The organism is Paenibacillus sp. GbtcB18 (assembly GCF_019091125.1).
In the GTDB taxonomy this organism is placed as follows: domain Bacteria; phylum Bacillota; class Bacilli; order Paenibacillales; family NBRC-103111; genus Paenibacillus_F; species Paenibacillus_F chitinolyticus.
Genome location: NZ_JAGXJX010000001.1, coordinates 816,307 through 834,035 on the forward strand (window position 1 = coordinate 816,307; position 17,729 = coordinate 834,035).

Below are 17,729 nucleotides of genomic sequence, written 5' to 3' on the forward strand. Positions count from 1 at the left end.
CGGGAGATTCCCGACTAATTCTGGCGAAATTCGGTTCCTGCCCGGTATGCCAGGGCCAGACAAAATTAATCCGGTGCGGTTGATTTTCGGAGATGGATGCGGAAGTAAACTTGAAGCGGCGGGGCAAGCTACCGAACAACATAACGAACAGCAGCAATAGATGATATGAGGGCTAGAAGCGGTCAAAAGCGCCGTCTTCGACAAACGAATTTACTACCGGGCCAAACCGGACGGAATCAATGGCAGCGCCCAACCGCGATCTGCCCAAGCGCCGGAACGAATAACGGTTGGTCCGCCAGCCATCTTGTTTTTTGGCCTGATCGGCAAGAAAGTGTAACAGCCACTACAAGTAAAAGGAGCGAATGTCCTTGAAAATCGTCATTGCGCCGGATTCCTACAAAGGCAGCCTGTCCGCTAAGGAAGCGGGGCTTGCCATCGAGAGAGGCGTTCTCCGGGCAGGCATCGGGAACGTCAAAACCTCCGTTATTCCGATGGCGGACGGAGGCGAAGGGACCCTGGAATGTCTCATGGAATTTTCTAAAGGCAGGATGGTTCGCGCCGTCGTGAAGGACCCACTGGGCAGGGACATACCCGCCGACTTCGGCATTCTCAGTGACGGCAGGACCGCGATCATCGAGATGGCCAAGTCATCGGGACTGTATTTGCTGGAAGAATCCGAACGGAACCCGCTGCTGACGTCCACGTACGGATTCGGACAGTTGATTGCGGCTGCGCTGGATGAAGGGTGCCGCCATTTTATACTCGGCCTGGGCGGAAGCGCCACGAACGACGGGGGAGCGGGGATGCTCCAGGCCTTGGGCGTGGAGCTGCACGACAGCGGAGGCAGGCCTCTCCCGGCCGGGGCAGGCGGAGGGGCGCTGGGCGAGGTCGCCGGTATTTCGGCGGAACGTCTCGATAAGCGGCTGGCGGGCTGCACCTTTACGCTGGCGTGCGACGTGACCAACCCCTTTACGGGTCCTCGCGGCGCATCCGCCGTTTTCGGGCCCCAGAAGGGAGCGGCGCCGGACATGATCGACCGCCTGGAGAGCAACCTTGTCCGCTTTGCGGATGTGATCCGGGAGGCTACCGGCACGGCCCTTCACAGGCTTCCCGGAACGGGAGCGGCGGGCGGTTTGGCCGGCGGCATTCTCGCTTTCTTGAATGCCAGGCTGGAACCGGGCTTCTCGATCGTCTCCGCGGTTACGGGACTGGAGGCGGCGGTCAAGGGCGCCGATCTGGTCCTGACCGGAGAAGGCCGCATCGATGCCCAGACGGCCGGAGGCAAAACGCCGGCCGGAGTCGCCGGGCTAGCCGCAAAGCACGGCGTGCCGGCTGTGGTGCTGGCCGGGTCCGTCGGCGAAGGGATCGAGGAGCTTTACGGGCAGGGAGTCACGGCCGTGTTCAGCCTCGTAAACGGGCCGATGACCCTCGAAGAGGCGATGCGCCGCACTCCCGAGCTGCTGGAACAGACAGCCGAGCAGGTCATGCGCGTTTTCGCCGTCAGGAAGTGAACGTTTTTTCCACCGGCTTCGCGTCATCGGTATTGTGCTCTGGAGCCGTCTGTCCGGCATGGAATACTTTCCGTGTCAGTTCGATAAAAGCCAGCAGAGGCGGCGTCATCCATTTGTCCTTGTGCCAGGCGATTTGGGTGAACAACGCGTCTTCGGGCGCTTCCCAAGCCAGCTCGGCCAACTTCCCTTCACGCAGGTCGGCGGCTACAACCATGCCGGGCAGAAAAGCGATTCCGAGGCCGGACATGACACACTGCTTGATGGCTTCGATGCTTGCAAATTCGAATTTGTTTAGCGGATAGACGGATACGGAAGCGAAGGTCCGCTCCAGGATAGTCCGGTAGGAACAGCCGGCTTCCGTCAGCAGGAACGTTTCGTGCTCCAGATCCTTCGGCGTCAGGTTTTTCGCGTTCGCGAGCGGATGATCGGACGAGGCGACGATTTTGAGCTCCTCCCGGATCAGCGTTTCGATATGCAGCGCTTCCCTCGGCTTACAGCTGTCCATAATAAAGGCGATATCCAGAACGCCTTCCAGCAGCTGCTCCCTGGCATGAGCATCCGAATTCGAAGGCCGGAACACGAGCTTCACATTCGGAAACCGGGCTTTAAATTCTTTGAGCAAAGCGGGAAGACGGTACGTGCACTGGCTTTCCTGGGCGCCGATCACAAGCGTTCCGGTCTGTTCTTCGTCCCCGCGGACGACCTGTTTGGCCTCTTCCGTCAGGGTAATGATTTTGTCGGCGTACAATTTAAACTGGCGCCCCGCTTCCGTTAAAACGAGCCGTTTGCCGAGCCGTTCGAACAAGAGGGCTCCAAGCTCGGATTCCAGCGCTTTGATCTGCGCGGTCACACTGGATTGGGCAAAATTAAGCATCCGGGCCGTCTGGGTAAAATTCAGGTTTTCGGCGGCGGTTTTAAACGTCAGAAGTTGTTTGGTTTCCATCGCTGGATCTCTCTTTCATCGGAAAAATTGATTGATGATATCGAAATAATCGTCTTTGGTGATCGTTCTCTTTATTGTAAAATGAGAGGGTAATGTCCGGCAAGAGTTGAAACACCGGAACACATAATGAAGAGAACGAGGCATCCCGCGCTCGCACTGCGGACGGGCAGGAGCCTGCCGACTATCGAACCGAGGAGTGAACGCAACCATGTCAATCGCAGTCATTTACGGGGGAACGCGTCCCGATGGAAATACGGAGCAGCTGACGGAGGAAGCCGTCAAAGGTCTGACAGTCGACCGGATTCAGCTTAACGCTTACACAATCCGGGCGATTATCGACGGACGTCATGCGGAAGAGGGATTTCCGGAGATGAACGACGACTACAAAGAAGTGATCGACCGGGTACTTGCCGCGGACGTTCTTATTTTTGCGACTCCGGTGTATTGGTACAGTATGTCGGGTATTATGAAAAACTTCGTGGACCGCTGGTCGCAGATGATGAGGGACGGGGACTACCCGGATTTTAAAAAAACGATGGCCGCCAAAAAGGCCTATGTCATCGCCGTCGGAGGCGATCTGCCGGAAATCAAGGGTCTGCCGATGATTCAGCAGTTTCAATATATTTTCGATTTTATGGGCATCGGTTTCGAGGGCTACATCCTAGGCAAGGGGAATAAACCGGGCGATGTCCTGCAGGACGCGGAAGGAATGTTTGCGGCGGAACGGCTGAGAAGCAGGCTGGCGGCGCTTAGCTAAGAATCGGCATGCCAACAAGGCGCAGTCCGGGAAACGCAGGCAGGAAGCCAGTCCGAAAAAGCGCCGAAGCTGGATGCGGCGCGAAAAACCGGTATGCTCTGTTGCGAGTATACCGGTTTTTCGCATTCGGGGCGCTGCTGCAAGCCGCTGGGCCCGAAGTGCTATCGCCGCTGTGGCAGGGCACAGAGCCCGAAGTGCTACCGTCGCTGCCGCAAGGCGCAGGGCCGCATGTGCTGTCGCAGCTTCTGCAAGCCTCAGGGCCCGAAGTGCTATCTCCGCTGCCGCAAGGCGCAAAGCCCGAAATACTACCGCGCTGCTGCAAGCCGCGCCGGAATCCGGTCCGCCCTACGAGCATACCGGCTTTCCGTTATTCAGATGAAGAGGCCTAAGCGGCTGTTCAGCGTCTTTTCCAGTTCCTCCGGGGCTAGCGGCCGCTTGCTTTTGACGTCACCGTCCGTCTCGATCAGCTGATCGCCCGAAATCGTCACCCGTCCCGTCGCGGTCGCTTTTGTCGCAAGCAGCTTCTGCGTAAAATGGGACTCGGGCGACGTCTGGTTGAACGTGCACGCTTCGGCAAAGCTTCCCAGGGAACGGGGCGCTGCCGAGAAGCGGTACAGCGCTTTCCAGCCCCCGTCCTCGCCGGCCCGCTGGAGATCATACAGGAGGCCGTCCGCCTCCGGCACTTTCGCGGCCCGGTATACGCCGCTTACATCCTCCACGGGTATCCCGTCCAGCGGAACAGGCGAGCGGGCCGAGTCGCCGAAGCCGACGTCGACCAGATAGGCCCGGTCCAGTTCGGCCAAGATGGTCGCATGGCTTTCCGGCATCCCCCACGTTCCGTCCGGCTTGGCGACGGTAGCCGCAATGAGGCGCACCGAGAAACCAAGCTCTTTGAGGAGAGTACTGAAAAGCCCGTTGAGTTCGTAGCAGAAGCCTCCGCGGCGGCGCCCGATCACCTTTTCGTAAAAGGAAGCGATGTCCAGAGTGATCGGCACTTGACGGATTACGTCCAGATTTTCAAAAGGCACGTGAAGCATATGACGGCGCTGAAGCTCCGTCAGAGCAGCCAAATCCGGCTTGGCCGGACGGCTCGCGTCGATTCTTTTCAGATAGGCCTCGATATCCATGCAAGCACCACCTCATCCAATAGAAGTCCGATTGATTTTTCTATTCCAGACTACCTCCTTATGGAAAGCCATACAAGTGCCCGATGGGAAAACCAGGTAAAAAAAGACCGGGGCCGCGAAATCACCGCCGCAGCTCCGAAAGACAACCGCGGGTTGACATTTTGCCGAAAATGCTGTAAAAATGGAATATCTGAAAATGAACCCGAGAAATTCATTGACGAGAACGAGTACGCTGATCCCTTGTTCCCCAGAGAGTTGGCCGCGCGCTGAAAGCCAATGTACAAGAATGAGCAGAAAATCCTCTCCGAGAAGGAAAGCTGAAGCAGGCCAGTAAGCTGACCCGGGATCCCGCCGTTACAAGGGACGCGTATGATCGTACGCAGATGAGGTGCCGCAGAGCTTGAACGACAAGGCTATGGCGGAACAAGGGTGGTAGCGCGAGAACCAATCTCGTCCCTTACGGGGCGGGATTTTTTTTGTTGTCTTCAGAACGAAGCCGGAAAGGATGACGGAACATGAACAAAGTCGATGTCAAAGAAAAAGCAAGAACCCGGGAGCTGCGCGTCCTGAACCAATGGAGGGAGGACGATACGTTCCGCCGATCCATCGAGAACCGTGAAGGCAAGCCGAACTTCGTCTTTTACGAAGGTCCGCCTACGGCGAACGGCAAGCCGCATATCGGGCATGTGCTCGGCCGCGTCATCAAAGATTTTATCGGCCGCTACAAAACGATGTCGGGCTACCGAGTCGTCCGCAAAGCCGGCTGGGATACGCACGGGCTGCCGGTCGAACTGGGCGTCGAGAAGCAGCTGGGCATTTCGGGCAAGCAGGAAATCGAGGAATACGGCGTGGCCAAGTTTGTGGAAACGTGCAAGAACAGCGTGTTTGAATATGAAAAGCAGTGGCGCGAGCTGACCGAGGCCATCGCTTACTGGACGGACATGGAGCATCCGTACGTGACGCTGACGAACGATTACATCGAGAGCGTCTGGCATGTGCTGTCGACCATCCATAAGAAAGGGCTTCTGTACAAGGGTCACCGTGTCAGCCCCTACTGTCCGGATTGCCAGACAACACTGAGCTCGCACGAAGTGGCGCAGGGCTACGAGGATGTGAAAGATCTGAGTGCCACGGTCAAGTTCAAGAGCAAAGCGGCCGACGAGTATTTCCTCGCATGGACGACGACTCCCTGGACGCTTCCGGCTAACGTGGCGCTCGCGGTAAACAAGGATCTCGACTATGTCAAAGTGAAGTATAACGGTGACGTGTACGTGACGGCGCAGAACCTCGCCGAAAAAGTTTTCGGAGACGAAGCGGAAGTCCTCTCCGTGCATAAAGGGGCCGAGTTCGTCGGAACCGCGTATGAGCCGCCCTTCGGCTATCTGGAGCTGAACAAAGGCCATCTGGTCGTAGACGCCGACTATGTCAGCGATGCGAGCGGGACCGGGATCGTGCATATCGCGCCCGCGCACGGGGAAGACGATTACCGCACGACACGCCAGCATGGGATCGATTTTGTCCATGTCGTGAAGCAGGACGGCACCTACGCTGCGGAAATTACCGATTTCGCGGGCCGTTTTGTGAAAGATTGCGACGTGGATATCGTGAAAAAGCTGTCTGAACGGGGACTGCTCTTCTCCAAAGAACGTTACGAGCACAGCTATCCGTTCTGCTGGCGCTGCAAGTCCCCGCTGCTTTATTACGCGATGGAAAGCTGGTTTATCCGTACGACGGCTGTCAAGGACCAGCTTATCGCGAACAACAACGAAGTAAACTGGTACCCGGGCCATCTCCGTGAAGGCCGTTTCGGGAAATTTCTGGAGGAGCTGGTGGACTGGAATATCAGCCGCAACCGGTACTGGGGAACTCCCCTTAACGTATGGGTATGCGGGGATTGCGGAGAGGAATTCGCTCCGGGAAGCCACCAAGAGCTGCGTGATCGTGCCGTCGATCCCGTGGATGAAAGTCTTGAGCTTCATAAGCCTTACGTGGATGACGTCAAGCTCCGCTGTTCGTGCGGCGGGGTGATGGAGAGAACGCCGGAAGTGATCGACGTCTGGTTCGACAGCGGCTCCATGCCGTTCGCCCAGTATCACCACCCGTTCGGAGACGAGAAGACGTTCAACGAGCAGTATCCCGCGGATATGATCTGCGAAGGCATCGACCAGACGCGGGGATGGTTTTTCAGCCTGCTTGCGGTTTCGACCCTGTATAACGGCCGGGCTCCGTACAAAGCGGTTATTTCAACGGGGCACGTGCTGGATGAGAACGGGCTGAAAATGTCCAAGAGCAAGGGGAATGTCCTCGATCCGTGGAACATTATCGAAGAGTTCGGGACGGATGCGTTCCGCTGGGCGCTTCTGTCGGACAGTGCTCCTTGGAACAGCAAACGTTTCTCCAAGCAGATCGTCGCGGAAGCAAAATCGAAGATCGTCGATACGATTCATAATACGCATGCGTTCTTTGTCTTGTATGCGGATATCGACGGCTTTGATCCGGGTTCGTTCGAACGGAAACCGCCGCGCAATGAGCTGGACCGCTGGATTTTGTCTCGGCTGAACAGCACGCTGGGTAGTGTCGTCAAAGGGCTGGACGCGAACGACTTCCTCAATCCGGCGAAGCAGATCGAGGTGTTCGTGGATGAGCTGAGCAACTGGTATATCCGGCGTTCGCGGGACCGTTTCTGGGGAAGCGGCATGTCGGAAGACAAAGTGGAGGCGTATCAGACGCTGCACGAAGTTCTGCTCACGCTGGCGCGCGTGATCGCGCCGTACGCTCCGCTGATCGCCGAAGACGTGTACGGCAATCTTGGAGGGAAGGGCAGCGTGCATCTGGCCGACTATCCGAAAGCGGACGAAGCCGCCGTCGATACCGCGTTGGAAAGAGAGATGGAGACGGCCCGGCAGATCGTCGAACTGGCCCGCAGCATCCGCAACGAAACGGCGATTAAGACCCGCCAGCCGTTGTCGGAGCTTCTGATTTCGCTTGACCGCGAGTTCGCGCTGGACCGTTTTGAACCGATTATCCAGGAAGAGATCAACGTGAAGCAGGTTCGTCTGGAGCACAGCGATGCCGGTTTCGTCCAGTTTGCGTTGAAGCTGAACCTGAAAGCGGCCGGTAAAAAATACGGCAAACTGGTCGGTCCTCTGCAAGCTTATTTGAAGAATCTTTCGCCGGAAGAGACGAAGGAAGCGGTCAGCCGGGGAGTTTTGGATACGGAAGTGCAGGGGGAAAGCGTGCACCTGACGCTGGATGAGCTGCTCGTGGAAAAAACGGCGAAGCAAGGATTTGCTTCCGCATCCGGCTACGGCCTTACCGTCGCCCTGAATACGGAAGTGACCGAAGCGCTCAAGCAGGAAGGGGCTGTCCGCGAGGTCGTCCGCGCCGTTCAGGACTACCGCAAAAAGCTGGACCTGCCGATTGACCGGCGCATCACCCTTGTGCTGGACGCGGACCCGCAGCTTAAAGAAGCCTTACTGCGGTACGAACAGGTACTCCGCGATAACGTGCTGGTCAGCGCGATCCGTTACGAGAACGCGGAAGGCATGGAGGAAGTCGCCCTCGGCGAATCCACTCTACGGATGCGGGTAGAATAAACGAAGATAAGAAGCCGATTTCACCCGGAAGCGCGGCTCGCAGAATGAGGAAACGGGTTTTTCCGCGAAGCGGAAGAACCTGCTCCTGAGACTGATTGCCCCCGGCATGAGCAGCAATTAATCGGGGAGACCATGTTCCTACGCATGCGGCAGAAGCTATGCCGTCCAAGCGGCTTCTCAGACTTAAGCCGCAGAAGAAACAAGAGCGTTCAGCCTTCGGCTGGGCGTTTTTTGCGTTGAGCCGGTTTTAGCCAGGGGGGGCCACGATGTTTACATTTTTGAAACAAAAGGTGCGCTGTTTTAAAATATAATGAAGGGTACGTAAGAGATATGAAGTGAATTTTTTTCGCGCCGGCCCGTCCGGACAAAGGAGTTTTCATGAATAAACTATTAATTGTCGATGACGAAAGCCAAATCGTCGACATTCTCTCTTATGCGTGCAAAAGGGAAGGGTTTGCCGTAGAGACGGCGTTTTCCGGTCAGGAGGCGCTGCGGAAAATAGAAGAATGGGGACCGGCCATCCTCATTCTGGATTTGATGCTGCCGGATATGAACGGCTTCGAGGTGTGCCGTAAAATCAAAGATCCCGATTCGCTCGGCATCATTATGCTGACGGCGAAGAACGACATTCTGGACAAGCTCGTCGGGCTTGAACTGGGAGCGGACGATTACATGACGAAGCCGTTCGACATCCGCGAGCTGATTGCCCGTGTCCATTCCCTGCTCAGAAGAATGCGGAAAAAGAGCGAAGAAACGGAGAGTCCCGACAGGCTGGCTTACGGCAAGCTTGTTTTGAGCCGGGCCAAGCGGAAGGTAAGCCTGGACGGGGAGGCGCTCGTTTTTACGCCGAAGGAATTCGATCTGCTGGCCCTGCTGCTCCGCCACCTCGACCGGGTGTATACCCGTGAAGAGCTGCTGGAGTCGGTCTGGGGGTTCGATTTCGCGGGTGGAACCCGTACGGTGGATATCCATCTGCAGTGGCTCCGCAAGAAGCTGGGGCCCGTCTATCAGCAGATATTGGTCACGATTCACGGCGTGGGATATAAAGCGACGCTGGAGAGAATCGGGGAAGAGCCGGAGCCTGAACATGAGGATGAGCACAAAGATGGACATAAAGATGTCCATTAAGAGGAAATCGCAGCTGTTTCTGGGTCTGCATCTTCTGCTCACGATTGCGATTCTCGGCTTCGCCGTTCTGCACGGAATCCGCAAGGAGCAGCAGAAGCAGGTGGAGGACTATCTGGAGCAGCAGACCAAGACGGCCAATGTGTTTATCCGTCAGGCATTGCTTGACCGGGCGGGCAGACCGGAGACGGAAGGAGAGGCTGCGCTCGGGAATGACCTCGCCCGGCAGCTCGGTCTCATGAGCGGGATGCACACGATGCTGTTCGGCATGGATGCGGAGAAAACCGGAGATTCCATGCCGTCGCCGGATTCTCCCGATGTGAAGGAGCTGCTCCCGTATGCGATCCGGGGAAAAACCGCCTACGAGATCAACGGAAGCAGGCTAGTCTATTTGGCGCCTCTGTCCGACGGCCTTAAGCAGATCGGAGCGGTCGGCTTCCAGTATTCGGTTGAGATGAACCAGTCGTTCTATTCGTCTATCCAGCGGCTGTTTGTCCTTGTCGGCGCCCTGATTCTCGCCGTAAGTTTCGCGGCTGGGACACTTTATTACAACCGTTTGTCCGGCGGTATCCTGAAATTGAGGCGTTCGACCCAGGAAATCCGACAAGGGCGTTACGACCGGGCGGAACTGCTCAAAACCGGGGACGAGCTAGGCGAACTGAGCGAGAACATCTATCAGATGGGCCGGGAAATCCGGAGAAACTTCGCAACCCTGGAAACGAAACAACTTCAACTGGAAAAAACCGTTCAAAGGCTGACCCGGCTTGAAAAGCAGCAGAAGGAGTTCATCGGGGCCATTTCGCACGAATTCAAAACCCCGCTCACGGTCATCCGGGCTTACCTTGATCTGCTTGACTTGTACAAAGACGATGCGGAGCTGGCCGCTCAGGCCAAAACGAGCCTCGTAAAAGAGACGGCCCGGCTTCAGGAGATGGTGGACACCATACTTCGGCTAGCTGCCCTGGATTTGTACGAGTTTCAGGACCATGAAGAGATCATTGGCCTTCAGTCGTTTCTCGGGGAGCTGACGAACCGCATGCATGGAAAAGCCCGTAAATTCGGCCTGCATATCCATGCCGAAATTCCCGACGTCTATGTTCGGGGGGACCGGGAACATTTGACGATCATTTTCGTTAATCTGCTGGACAATGCGATTAAATTCAACCAGCCCGGAGGCGAAATCCGGTTAACCGGCTGCCTGGACAGTGGAAAGGTGAAAATCAGGGTAAGCGACACGGGAATCGGCATTCCCGAAGAGCGGAGAGCGGCTATTTTCGAACCGTTTTCGACCGCTCATAAGGCGTTATACCGCGAGCTTGGAGGAACGGGGCTCGGTCTTGCGCTCGTCAGACAACTGCTGGACAAGCAGGGGGGAACGATCGAGCTTCTCTCCGGCTCCCCCGGAGCCGTTTTCGAGGTGACGCTGGAGGCGGCCGAGGCTGTGGAAACTGCCGACGCCCCAGCCAAGGAACCGGACGGCGCGTAAATGTTTACAATTCCGAAACATCCGGCGGCTGTTTTCGATACAATCACCCGTTATGCTTGTGCCTGGGGAGAGAGGATAAAGATGTTCAAGATGTTCAGCAAAAATTCGGCTTTAACCGCGGCAGCCGGCTGTTTACTGCTTTCCGGCTGCGGGCCGGGCGGCACGGAGGGGCGCGAAGTGATCCGGCTGGCCGGCAAAAGCATCACCGTTATCGAAAATCAGAACGAGCTTGTCGTCAACAAGGCGGCCCTGATTTCCCTGGAACGCTACGAGGACCGGATCGGCCTGGGCTGGGTGGACGAAGATACCCTCCTGATGGCCAAGACCGAGCAGTCCTCGCTTAACGCGCTTATCCGGCAGAGAATGCTGCTGTTCCGTCCGGGGACGGGGAAAGAGGATTTTTTTCCGGGCTCCGCCTATAACCAGGTGGAAGCCGAGCTTTCGCCGGACGGCTCTGCCGTTTTTTATAAGGAAGCGGAAGGGGTCAACGCTTCGGCGACAGGCTACGTGGCCCGGACCTCGGACCGGACTCCCGTGCGGATCACCGAAGATAACGCCATACCCGTCAAGGAAGGCCGCTGGGCGGATAACGGGCATATTCTGTACGCCGGTCTCGACGGCAGCCTTTATATATGGGATACCGGCGGACGCACCCAAAAACTGCTGGGGCCGGACACTGCGGGCGCCATGGGCGTGCGAAGCGTGATGCGGACGGACAGCGCCGTATTTTACATCGGCGGGGACGGCCGGTTGTACGAGGCGCGGCCGGACGGCGGAGCCGTATCTGCGGTAGCCGAGCGCGTGCAGACGGCGGTTCCTTCGCCGGACGGAACCCGCATTGCCCTCGTAAAAGCCGACGGTCCGAGGCAGGCTTCGCTTTCTTTGTACAGCGTGCAGACGGGAAAAGAACGCCCGATCGCCAGCGGGACGGCCTTTCACAGCCCCTGCTGGTCGGGGGACGGAAGCCGGCTCGCTTACTCGGCGGCGTCGGACCGGGCGGGGCAAAGCGGCCTTTTCATCACGTCGGCCGATCCCGGCGGAGAGACGGTGCAGCTGTCGGCGGACGTATTTCCCGGCTACCCGATCACGTTCAGTCCTTCGGGACGGCAGCTTCTCGCCACCAAAGTCATTGCGGATGGAACCCGGAACAAAACCGTAACCTACCGCATGACCTTTAAGAAATAAACCGCGCATCGTCCGGTAGGAAGGAATTCATTATGCGAAAATTTGTCTGGGTCACAGCCGGACTCGCCGTCGTTATCCTGACGGTATTTGCCGTCCTGTACGGGATGGGGAAGAATCAGGTGGATTCGGGCCCGCCCGCGAAAACAGCTTCTCTGGCCGAGAACAAGCCGGTTGACCTTCTTCGCGACGGCCGCGTGCAGATGCTGGATCTGGCCGGGAAATTTGCCGGATATGAAGGCTGCTTTCTGCTGTACGGGTTGCAGGATCAAACCTATTACGTGTATAATCCCACGCAGTGCGAAAAAAGACTTTCTCCGGCGTCCACTTTTAAAATCGCGTCCTCTCTGATCGGACTGGAGACGGGAACCGTCGACGAGAAAACGGTCATTCCGTGGGACGGCCATCCTTACCGGTACCCCGAGTGGAACAAGGACCACACCCTTGCCTCGGCGCTTGCCAACTCGGTCACCTGGTTTTACCAGAAAATGGTCGTTCGGATCGGAAGCGATCGTATGAAGGATTATCTGCATCGGATCGGGTACGGGAACGAGGATATACAGGGAGGCATCGACACATTCTGGCTCGGTTCCTCGCTGCAAATATCGGCCGTGGAACAGGTGGATTTTCTCGCGAAACTTTACACGGATAAGCTGCCTTTTTCCATAAAAACGACCGGGCCGGTTAAGCAAATGCTCGTGCTGGAGAAGCAGGGAAATGCCGTCTTATCCGGCAAAACGGGTACTTGCAACGCGGGAGCCTGCGTGTCGGAGGAACCCCGCAACGATGTGCTGGGCTGGTTTGTGGGACACCTTGAGAAGGACGGTCAGGAGTATGTGTTTGCCCTAAATATAGAGGCGGATATGAAGGCAAACGGAAGCGCGGCCCGCAAAATCGCGGGAGAAGTCCTGCACGGCATGCGGCTCTGGAATTGACCGACGCGAATATGCAAGCGCGAATCAAAATAACGGGAAGAGACCCGAAGCAACCGCAACAACCTATGCATTCGAACATTCAGGGGGCGATCTCATGACAAGAAACGGAAAGACGCTGGCGGGAATCGGAGGTATCCTTCTTTTGCTGCTTTTGCCGGCTTGCAGTCAGGAAGAAACACCGCAGCACGCTTTCGAGGCCTATGTGAGCGGCTGGCAAGCACTCAATTACGAGGCGATGTACGACAAGCTGTCACCGGCGTCACAGACTAAAATCAGCAAGGATGATTTCGTCAAAAAATACGAAAGCGTCTATAAAGGGATTGAAATGACGGATTTGACCGTAAGACCGGCTTTTCCGGAAGAACTGCAAAAACCGGTCAAGAATAAGGACGAGGTTTCCGTCCCGTTTCATGTGGAGCTGAACACGCTTGCCGGTCCGGTAAAATTCGATCAGACCGCCCGTCTGGTGAAGGGCAAGAAAGAGAAAGACACCGTCTGGCAGATCGATTGGTCGCCTTCCTACCTGTTCCCCCAATTGAAGGATGGGGATAAAGTAAGGGTCCAGAGCACCGAAGCGGTGAGGGGCGAAATCGTGGACAGGCGGGGCAACAAACTTGCTTACAACGGACCGGCCAAGCAAATCGGGGTCGTACCCGGCAAGCTGGGCAATGCGGCGGAGCAGACCAAAGCGAAGCTGGCGAATAAGCTCGGGATGAAGGTGGAGGAAATCAACCAGAAGTTGTCGGCATCCTGGGTGAAGCCGGAATCGTTCGTTCCGCTCGCATACATACAGGACGGCGAAACGGAGGCTTACGCGAAGCTCCCCGGTGTCACGTTCAGCAGCAAAGAAATCCGGACCTATCCGTTTGACGAAGCGGCAGCTCACTTGACCGGATATATCGGACAGATCAGCGCGGAAGAGCTTAAAAAGCTTCAGAGCGAAGGTTACCGGACGGGCGACGTGATCGGCAAGGCGGGACTGGAGCAGATTTACGAAAAGCGGCTCAAGGGCCAGCCCGGTTATAAAATCTTCATTACGGGGGCGGACGGAACCGAGAAAGAAACGCTGGCCGAGAAAGAAATGGTTCCGGGTCAGACCGTGACGCTCAGCATCGACGCGAATCTCCAGAAGCTGGTCTACGAGCAGATGAAAAAAGATGCCGGATCGGCTGCCGCAATCCAGCCGCTTACCGGTGAAGTACTCGCTCTCGTGAGCAGTCCGTCGTACAATCCGAACGATTTTGTGAAGGGCATATCCGGCACGCAGTATAAGCAGCTGAGCGAGGACCCCAAGAAGCCGTTCCTGAACCGTTTTACGAAAACCTTCTCGCCCGGTTCGGCTTTCAAAATGCTTACGGCGGCGGTGGCGATCGACGGTGGAGTGCTGAATCCTGACGACCAGAAGCCGATTAAAGGGCTTCGCTGGACGAAGGACACTTCCTGGGGCAGCTACTACGTGACCCGGGTGCATGATTCGAGTCCGGTCAATCTGCAGAGTGCGCTGACGAACTCGGACAACATTTATTTCGCCCAGGCCGCTCTGGAGCTGGGGAAAGACAAGTTTGTCGAAGCTTCCGCCAAGTTCGGCATCAACGAGAAGCTTCCGCTGCCGTATGCGTTCGATACCTCGCAGTTGTACAACAAGCAGATCGCGAACGATATTCAACTGGCCGATTCCGGTTACGGACAAGGCGAAGTGACCATGACTTCCCTGCACACGGCTTTGACTTACTCGGCGCTTGTGAATCAGGGCAATATCATTTATCCGTCGCTTTTGAAGGAAGACAAAGGCAAGGAGAAGTACTGGAAACCCTCGGCGATGAAGCCGGAAACGGCTGAACTTTTGAAAAAAGATCTTGTCGAAGCGGTCAAAGATCCGCGTGGCGTAGGACATGGAGCGGCTGTACCCGGCAAGCTCATCGCAGGCAAAACGGGCACGGCCGAGCTTAAAAAAGCCAAAGGGGAAGAAGGCCAGGAGAACGGCTGGTTCGTCGGTTTCGATGCGGCCGATCCGCAGCTTCTCGTGTCGATGATGATCGAGGATGTAAAAGGAAGAGGAGGGAGCGGTTATATCACCTCAAGGGTTAAAGCCGTCTTCCAGCAGTATGCGAACGGAATTAATTAACTGACGGCAGGCGAAGACTCTTTTGCGTAAAAAGAGTTTTTGCCTGCGCCTGCTGCGCAGCCGGGACGTCGTGGTGTAGGCTCTCTTTTAACCGGGTACTATATAAAGAAGAGGTTCCCGTCATGAACGGGGGCGATTTAGGAAAGGAGCGTACCGGGATGGATGCCAAAGAAATGGAAGAACAGCTTGTCCGCAAACTGACGGAAGGCGAGATGAAGGAAGAAGACAGAGAGGAAGCCGCGAGAAAACGGCTCTTGGCTAAGACGGAGATCCGCATACAGGCCACGACTGATCCCGTGGTCGAGGAAACCCGGAAATATCGCGAAATGGCCGAAGAGCTTGACGGCCGGTACGACCGGTATACGCACTTATTGGAGGCAAAAGAACCGGATTCCTCCAAAGATTAGTCTTGAAGGACAGAGAGAAGCACCCGCCTGAACTATCAGGCGGGTTATTCGGGTTTGACGTACTTCTCTCCGTACTTATTGCGGTAACGGCTGAGGGCAAGGAGCGGCCAGATGTACCGGTAGCTTTCGTAAGTGTTGTAGAAGCTGCCCGGCAGTCCCGCCCCTGTCGGATAGAAGGAAGTCCAATCCCGCTCACCGAGAGCGGCGAGAAGTCTCTGGATGCCCCGGTCGATTGCCGCTGGCGGCGTGGGATGGACCGCGATCAGCGCGTCGAGAGCCCATGCGGTTTGGGACGGGGTGCTGGCCCCGAGACTTTGGTAGCGGCCCGAAATGTCGCTGCCGCACGATTCTCCCCAGCCCCCGTCGGGATTTTGAACGCTCAGGAGCCAGCTCACTCCTTTCGCGACGGCGGGATGCGACGGTTTCAAACCGACTGCCGCCAGCCCCGTCAGCGCCGCCCACGTTCCGTACAGGTAGCAGACCCCCCAGCGTCCGTACCAGGAACCGTCCTTTTCCTGGTTAGCCGCCAGCCAGTCCGCCCCTCTCCGAATCCAGTGGTGCTTCACGTCCAGACCCGCTGTGCTGCCAAGAAATTCCAACGTCCGGCCTGTCAAATCGGCTGTAGAAGGATCGATTGCCGCATGCTTCGCCCCTTCCAAGGGCAGGAGCGTGAGCAGCTTGTCGTCCGTGTCCTTCTCGAAAGCGGCCCAGCCGCCGTCATGGTTCTGCATGGACATGATCCAGTACAGGCCCCTGTTCCATGCTTCCCGGCCGGCGGCCCCTTCGGCGCGCAGAAATTTAACCGCGCGGAGGGAGGCTGTCGTATCGTCCACATCCGGATTGCGCGTATTGGAGGGGGAGAACCCCCAGCCTCCGGGTACCGGATGGGAAACCTTCCGCCCCCAGTCGCCGATCTTCCGCTGCTGTTTGGCGAGCAGGTAGGAAGCGGCCTTCCGGATTGCGGGAGCTTCCGGCCGGACGCCCGCTTTCTGCAGCGCATGGGCGATGAGAGCCGTATCCCATACGGTGGGCGGGGCGTTCTGCATAAGAAGCCTGCCTTCGGACACGCACAGCATGGCTTTCAGGCCCTTTACCGCCTGCGCGATAGTCGGATGGCGGCGCTCATAGCCGAGCGAGAGCAGCGCGAAGACGAGCAGGCACGTGCTGCTGGCGTAGCTGTACAGCGTCCCGTCGGGCTCGATCCGCTCGAGCATAAACCGCTCGGCTTTCTTCACCGCGCTCTCGTGAAGCTGGCCGGGAAGTGCGGCGAGCTGCGAGATCCCCGCCTGGATGGCCGACAGCAGCTCGCCCGGACCTCGACCCGGCTGTGCGGAAGCGCCGGGCACCGAACCGGAAGAGCCGCCGTTCCTCCGGTCCTCGTCCCGGCGCGCATCCAGCGCGGACAAGTCCGGTGTCCGGCTCGTACGGACGGAGAAGTTCCGGTCCGCCATCAGCAGAACGGGCGCCAGATGAACCCGCGCGTAGGCGGATAAATCGAAGAAGCTCAAAGGAGCCGACGCCGGCAGGAGCAGGAACTCCAGGGGAACCGAGTACTCCGCAGGCCATGGAATCTGCCCCGTTGCGGCCAGAATGACACGTGTCAGGACATTCGTAACGCCGGCGATCCCTCCCCGGGAGCGGATAAAAGCCCGGGCGTTAACCAAGGACGGGCTGCTTTCGTCTGAATAGCCGGAGAACAGCAGGGCGTAATAGGCTTCCACGCTTGCGGCCAAATTGCCGTCCGGCTCGTCGGCATACAGCTTCCAGGAGCCGTCGGGCTGCTGGGTGCGGACGATGCTGTCGTGCAGCCGCCGGATCAGCGCCTCGTCGTCCGCATTTTCCGTTTCCAGCGTGCGGAGCAGAATAATCAGGTAGGCGCTTGTTGAAATTCCGTTGTCGTAGCAAAATTTCCACGTTCCGTCCTTTTCCTGTTTTCCCAGCAGCCATTCGGAAAGGCTTTGAATAGCATGATCAACCTCCCGCATAACACGCATCGGATTACACCCCCTTTTTACAAAATCGGGTTTCATTGAATAAACGGCGAAAAACGGTAACTTTTTTCATTTCCAATCGTTCTTATCAGTGTATGTAAAAAAATCCCGGATAGTTGCGCGGTCGGGGGAGGCGCGAAAAAAAACAAACAGGCACCTGCTGGAGGCGCCTGTTCGAACGATCGTCTGCTGATGCGGATCGGTTTAAAGTGCGTTCTTTAACTTAGTACAGGAAAGTGCGGCTAACGATAACCAGCAGAATGAAGAGAACCAGAATTACAGCCGTGCTAGTGAAAAGTCCACCGTAACCTGCTCCTGTTCCTACTCCTCCAACGTATCCCATATCGATCCAACTCCTCTTAATTTGATTGATACTACCCTACAACATATGACGAAGGGAGGGGGGGCGATTGTGCGTTTGACCCATAAGGGAAAACGCCTGAATGGAAAAGGGCGGGGGAAGAAACGCATTTTTTAAAATGGAATAAAATGGATAAATAAGTTACAAAAATTTAATGTTTGACGAAGCTGAATGCGGAAGGAA

General features: G+C 56.9%; 13 protein-coding genes and 1 other annotated feature. Of the genes, 9 read left to right on the forward strand and 4 right to left on the reverse strand.

All coding sequences use genetic code 11. The features are described from left to right. Positions 1 to 368 precede the first annotated feature (368 nt). Entirely contained in the window at positions 369 to 1,511 is a 1,143-nt protein-coding gene (locus KVT34_RS03775; protein ID WP_217556749.1) for a glycerate kinase, read from the forward strand. On the opposite strand, the gene KVT34_RS03780 is transcribed toward KVT34_RS03775, so the two are convergent. Beyond that, complete coding sequence (locus KVT34_RS03780) at positions 1,501 to 2,454, reverse strand: LysR family transcriptional regulator (protein WP_217556750.1); 954 nt, start codon at positions 2,452 to 2,454, stop codon at positions 1,501 to 1,503. The genes KVT34_RS03775 and KVT34_RS03780 overlap by 11 nt on opposite strands. A 208-nt stretch (positions 2,455 to 2,662) precedes the next feature. On the opposite strand from KVT34_RS03780, the gene KVT34_RS03785 reads away from it, so the two are divergent. After that, positions 2,663 to 3,211: a flavodoxin family protein gene (locus KVT34_RS03785; protein ID WP_217556751.1), complete on the forward strand. Its 549-nt coding sequence runs from the start codon at positions 2,663 to 2,665 to the stop codon at positions 3,209 to 3,211. 371 nt (positions 3,212 to 3,582) lie between these two features. Here the strand turns inward: KVT34_RS03785 and KVT34_RS03790 are convergent, their stop codons facing one another. Next, positions 3,583 to 4,338, reverse strand: coding sequence for an arylamine N-acetyltransferase family protein (locus KVT34_RS03790; protein WP_217556752.1), 756 nt, complete (start codon positions 4,336 to 4,338; stop codon positions 3,583 to 3,585). A gap of 205 nt (positions 4,339 to 4,543) precedes the next feature. After that, positions 4,544 to 4,799, forward strand: a binding site (T-box leader). A gap of 54 nt (positions 4,800 to 4,853) precedes the next feature. Between KVT34_RS03790 and ileS the strand changes: the two genes are divergently transcribed. From ileS to KVT34_RS03825, 7 genes are all read left to right on the forward strand, one after another. Beyond that, positions 4,854 to 7,934 (forward strand): isoleucine--tRNA ligase, encoded by a 3,081-nt coding sequence (ileS, locus tag KVT34_RS03795; protein WP_217556753.1) that lies wholly within the window; start codon positions 4,854 to 4,856, stop codon positions 7,932 to 7,934. 378 nt (positions 7,935 to 8,312) lie between these two features. Further along, positions 8,313 to 9,062, forward strand: a complete 750-nt coding sequence (locus KVT34_RS03800; protein WP_217556755.1) for a response regulator transcription factor — start codon at positions 8,313 to 8,315, stop codon at positions 9,060 to 9,062. Then, a complete protein-coding gene (locus KVT34_RS03805; RefSeq protein ID WP_217556756.1) occupies positions 9,040 to 10,545 on the forward strand; it encodes a HAMP domain-containing sensor histidine kinase in 1,506 nt (501 codons plus the stop codon). The genes KVT34_RS03800 and KVT34_RS03805 overlap by 23 nt, the downstream gene beginning before the upstream one ends. A gap of 81 nt (positions 10,546 to 10,626) precedes the next feature. After that, a complete protein-coding gene (locus KVT34_RS03810; RefSeq protein ID WP_217556757.1) occupies positions 10,627 to 11,730 on the forward strand; it encodes a TolB family protein in 1,104 nt (367 codons plus the stop codon). A 32-nt stretch (positions 11,731 to 11,762) separates the two neighbouring features. Then, positions 11,763 to 12,662 carry a penicillin-binding transpeptidase domain-containing protein gene (locus tag KVT34_RS03815; RefSeq protein ID WP_217556758.1) on the forward strand — a complete coding sequence of 300 codons (900 nt, stop codon included), beginning with the start codon at positions 11,763 to 11,765 and terminating at the stop codon, positions 12,660 to 12,662. A 94-nt stretch (positions 12,663 to 12,756) separates the two neighbouring features. Beyond that, a complete protein-coding gene (locus KVT34_RS03820; protein ID WP_217556759.1) occupies positions 12,757 to 14,787 on the forward strand; it encodes a penicillin-binding transpeptidase domain-containing protein in 2,031 nt (676 codons plus the stop codon). A gap of 122 nt (positions 14,788 to 14,909) precedes the next feature. Then, positions 14,910 to 15,194: a hypothetical protein gene (locus KVT34_RS03825; RefSeq protein WP_483311420.1), complete on the forward strand. Its 285-nt coding sequence runs from the start codon at positions 14,910 to 14,912 to the stop codon at positions 15,192 to 15,194. A 44-nt stretch (positions 15,195 to 15,238) separates the two neighbouring features. On the opposite strand, the gene KVT34_RS03830 is transcribed toward KVT34_RS03825, so the two are convergent. After that, on the reverse strand, positions 15,239 to 17,188 hold the full coding sequence (locus KVT34_RS03830) for a terpene cyclase/mutase family protein (RefSeq protein WP_217556760.1): 1,950 nt from the start codon (positions 17,186 to 17,188) through the stop codon (positions 15,239 to 15,241). A gap of 220 nt (positions 17,189 to 17,408) precedes the next feature. After that, positions 17,409 to 17,528, reverse strand: a complete 120-nt coding sequence (locus KVT34_RS31690; protein WP_254634516.1) for a YjcZ family sporulation protein — start codon at positions 17,526 to 17,528, stop codon at positions 17,409 to 17,411. Positions 17,529 to 17,729: the final 201 nt, after the last annotated feature.

Bases quoted from the DNA above. Each gene is read 5' to 3' on its own strand.
- KVT34_RS03825 (WP_483311420.1), top strand. From the start codon at position 14,910: ATGAACGGGGGCGATTTAGGAAAGGAGCGTACCGGGATGGATGCCAAA.
- KVT34_RS03805 (WP_217556756.1), top strand. From the start codon at position 9,040: ATGGACATAAAGATGTCCATTAAGAGGAAATCGCAGCTGTTTCTGGGT.
- KVT34_RS03820 (WP_217556759.1), top strand. From the start codon at position 12,757: ATGACAAGAAACGGAAAGACGCTGGCGGGAATCGGAGGTATCCTTCTT.
- KVT34_RS03780 (WP_217556750.1), bottom strand. From the start codon at position 2,454: ATGGAAACCAAACAACTTCTGACGTTTAAAACCGCCGCCGAAAACCTG.
- KVT34_RS03830 (WP_217556760.1), bottom strand. From the start codon at position 17,188: ATGCGTGTTATGCGGGAGGTTGATCATGCTATTCAAAGCCTTTCCGAA.
- KVT34_RS03785 (WP_217556751.1), top strand. From the start codon at position 2,663: ATGTCAATCGCAGTCATTTACGGGGGAACGCGTCCCGATGGAAATACG.
- KVT34_RS03790 (WP_217556752.1), bottom strand. From the start codon at position 4,338: ATGGATATCGAGGCCTATCTGAAAAGAATCGACGCGAGCCGTCCGGCC.
- KVT34_RS03815 (WP_217556758.1), top strand. From the start codon at position 11,763: ATGCGAAAATTTGTCTGGGTCACAGCCGGACTCGCCGTCGTTATCCTG.
- ileS (WP_217556753.1), top strand. From the start codon at position 4,854: ATGAACAAAGTCGATGTCAAAGAAAAAGCAAGAACCCGGGAGCTGCGC.
- KVT34_RS03810 (WP_217556757.1), top strand. From the start codon at position 10,627: ATGTTCAAGATGTTCAGCAAAAATTCGGCTTTAACCGCGGCAGCCGGC.
- KVT34_RS31690 (WP_254634516.1), bottom strand. From the start codon at position 17,528: ATGGGATACGTTGGAGGAGTAGGAACAGGAGCAGGTTACGGTGGACTT.
- KVT34_RS03800 (WP_217556755.1), top strand. From the start codon at position 8,313: ATGAATAAACTATTAATTGTCGATGACGAAAGCCAAATCGTCGACATT.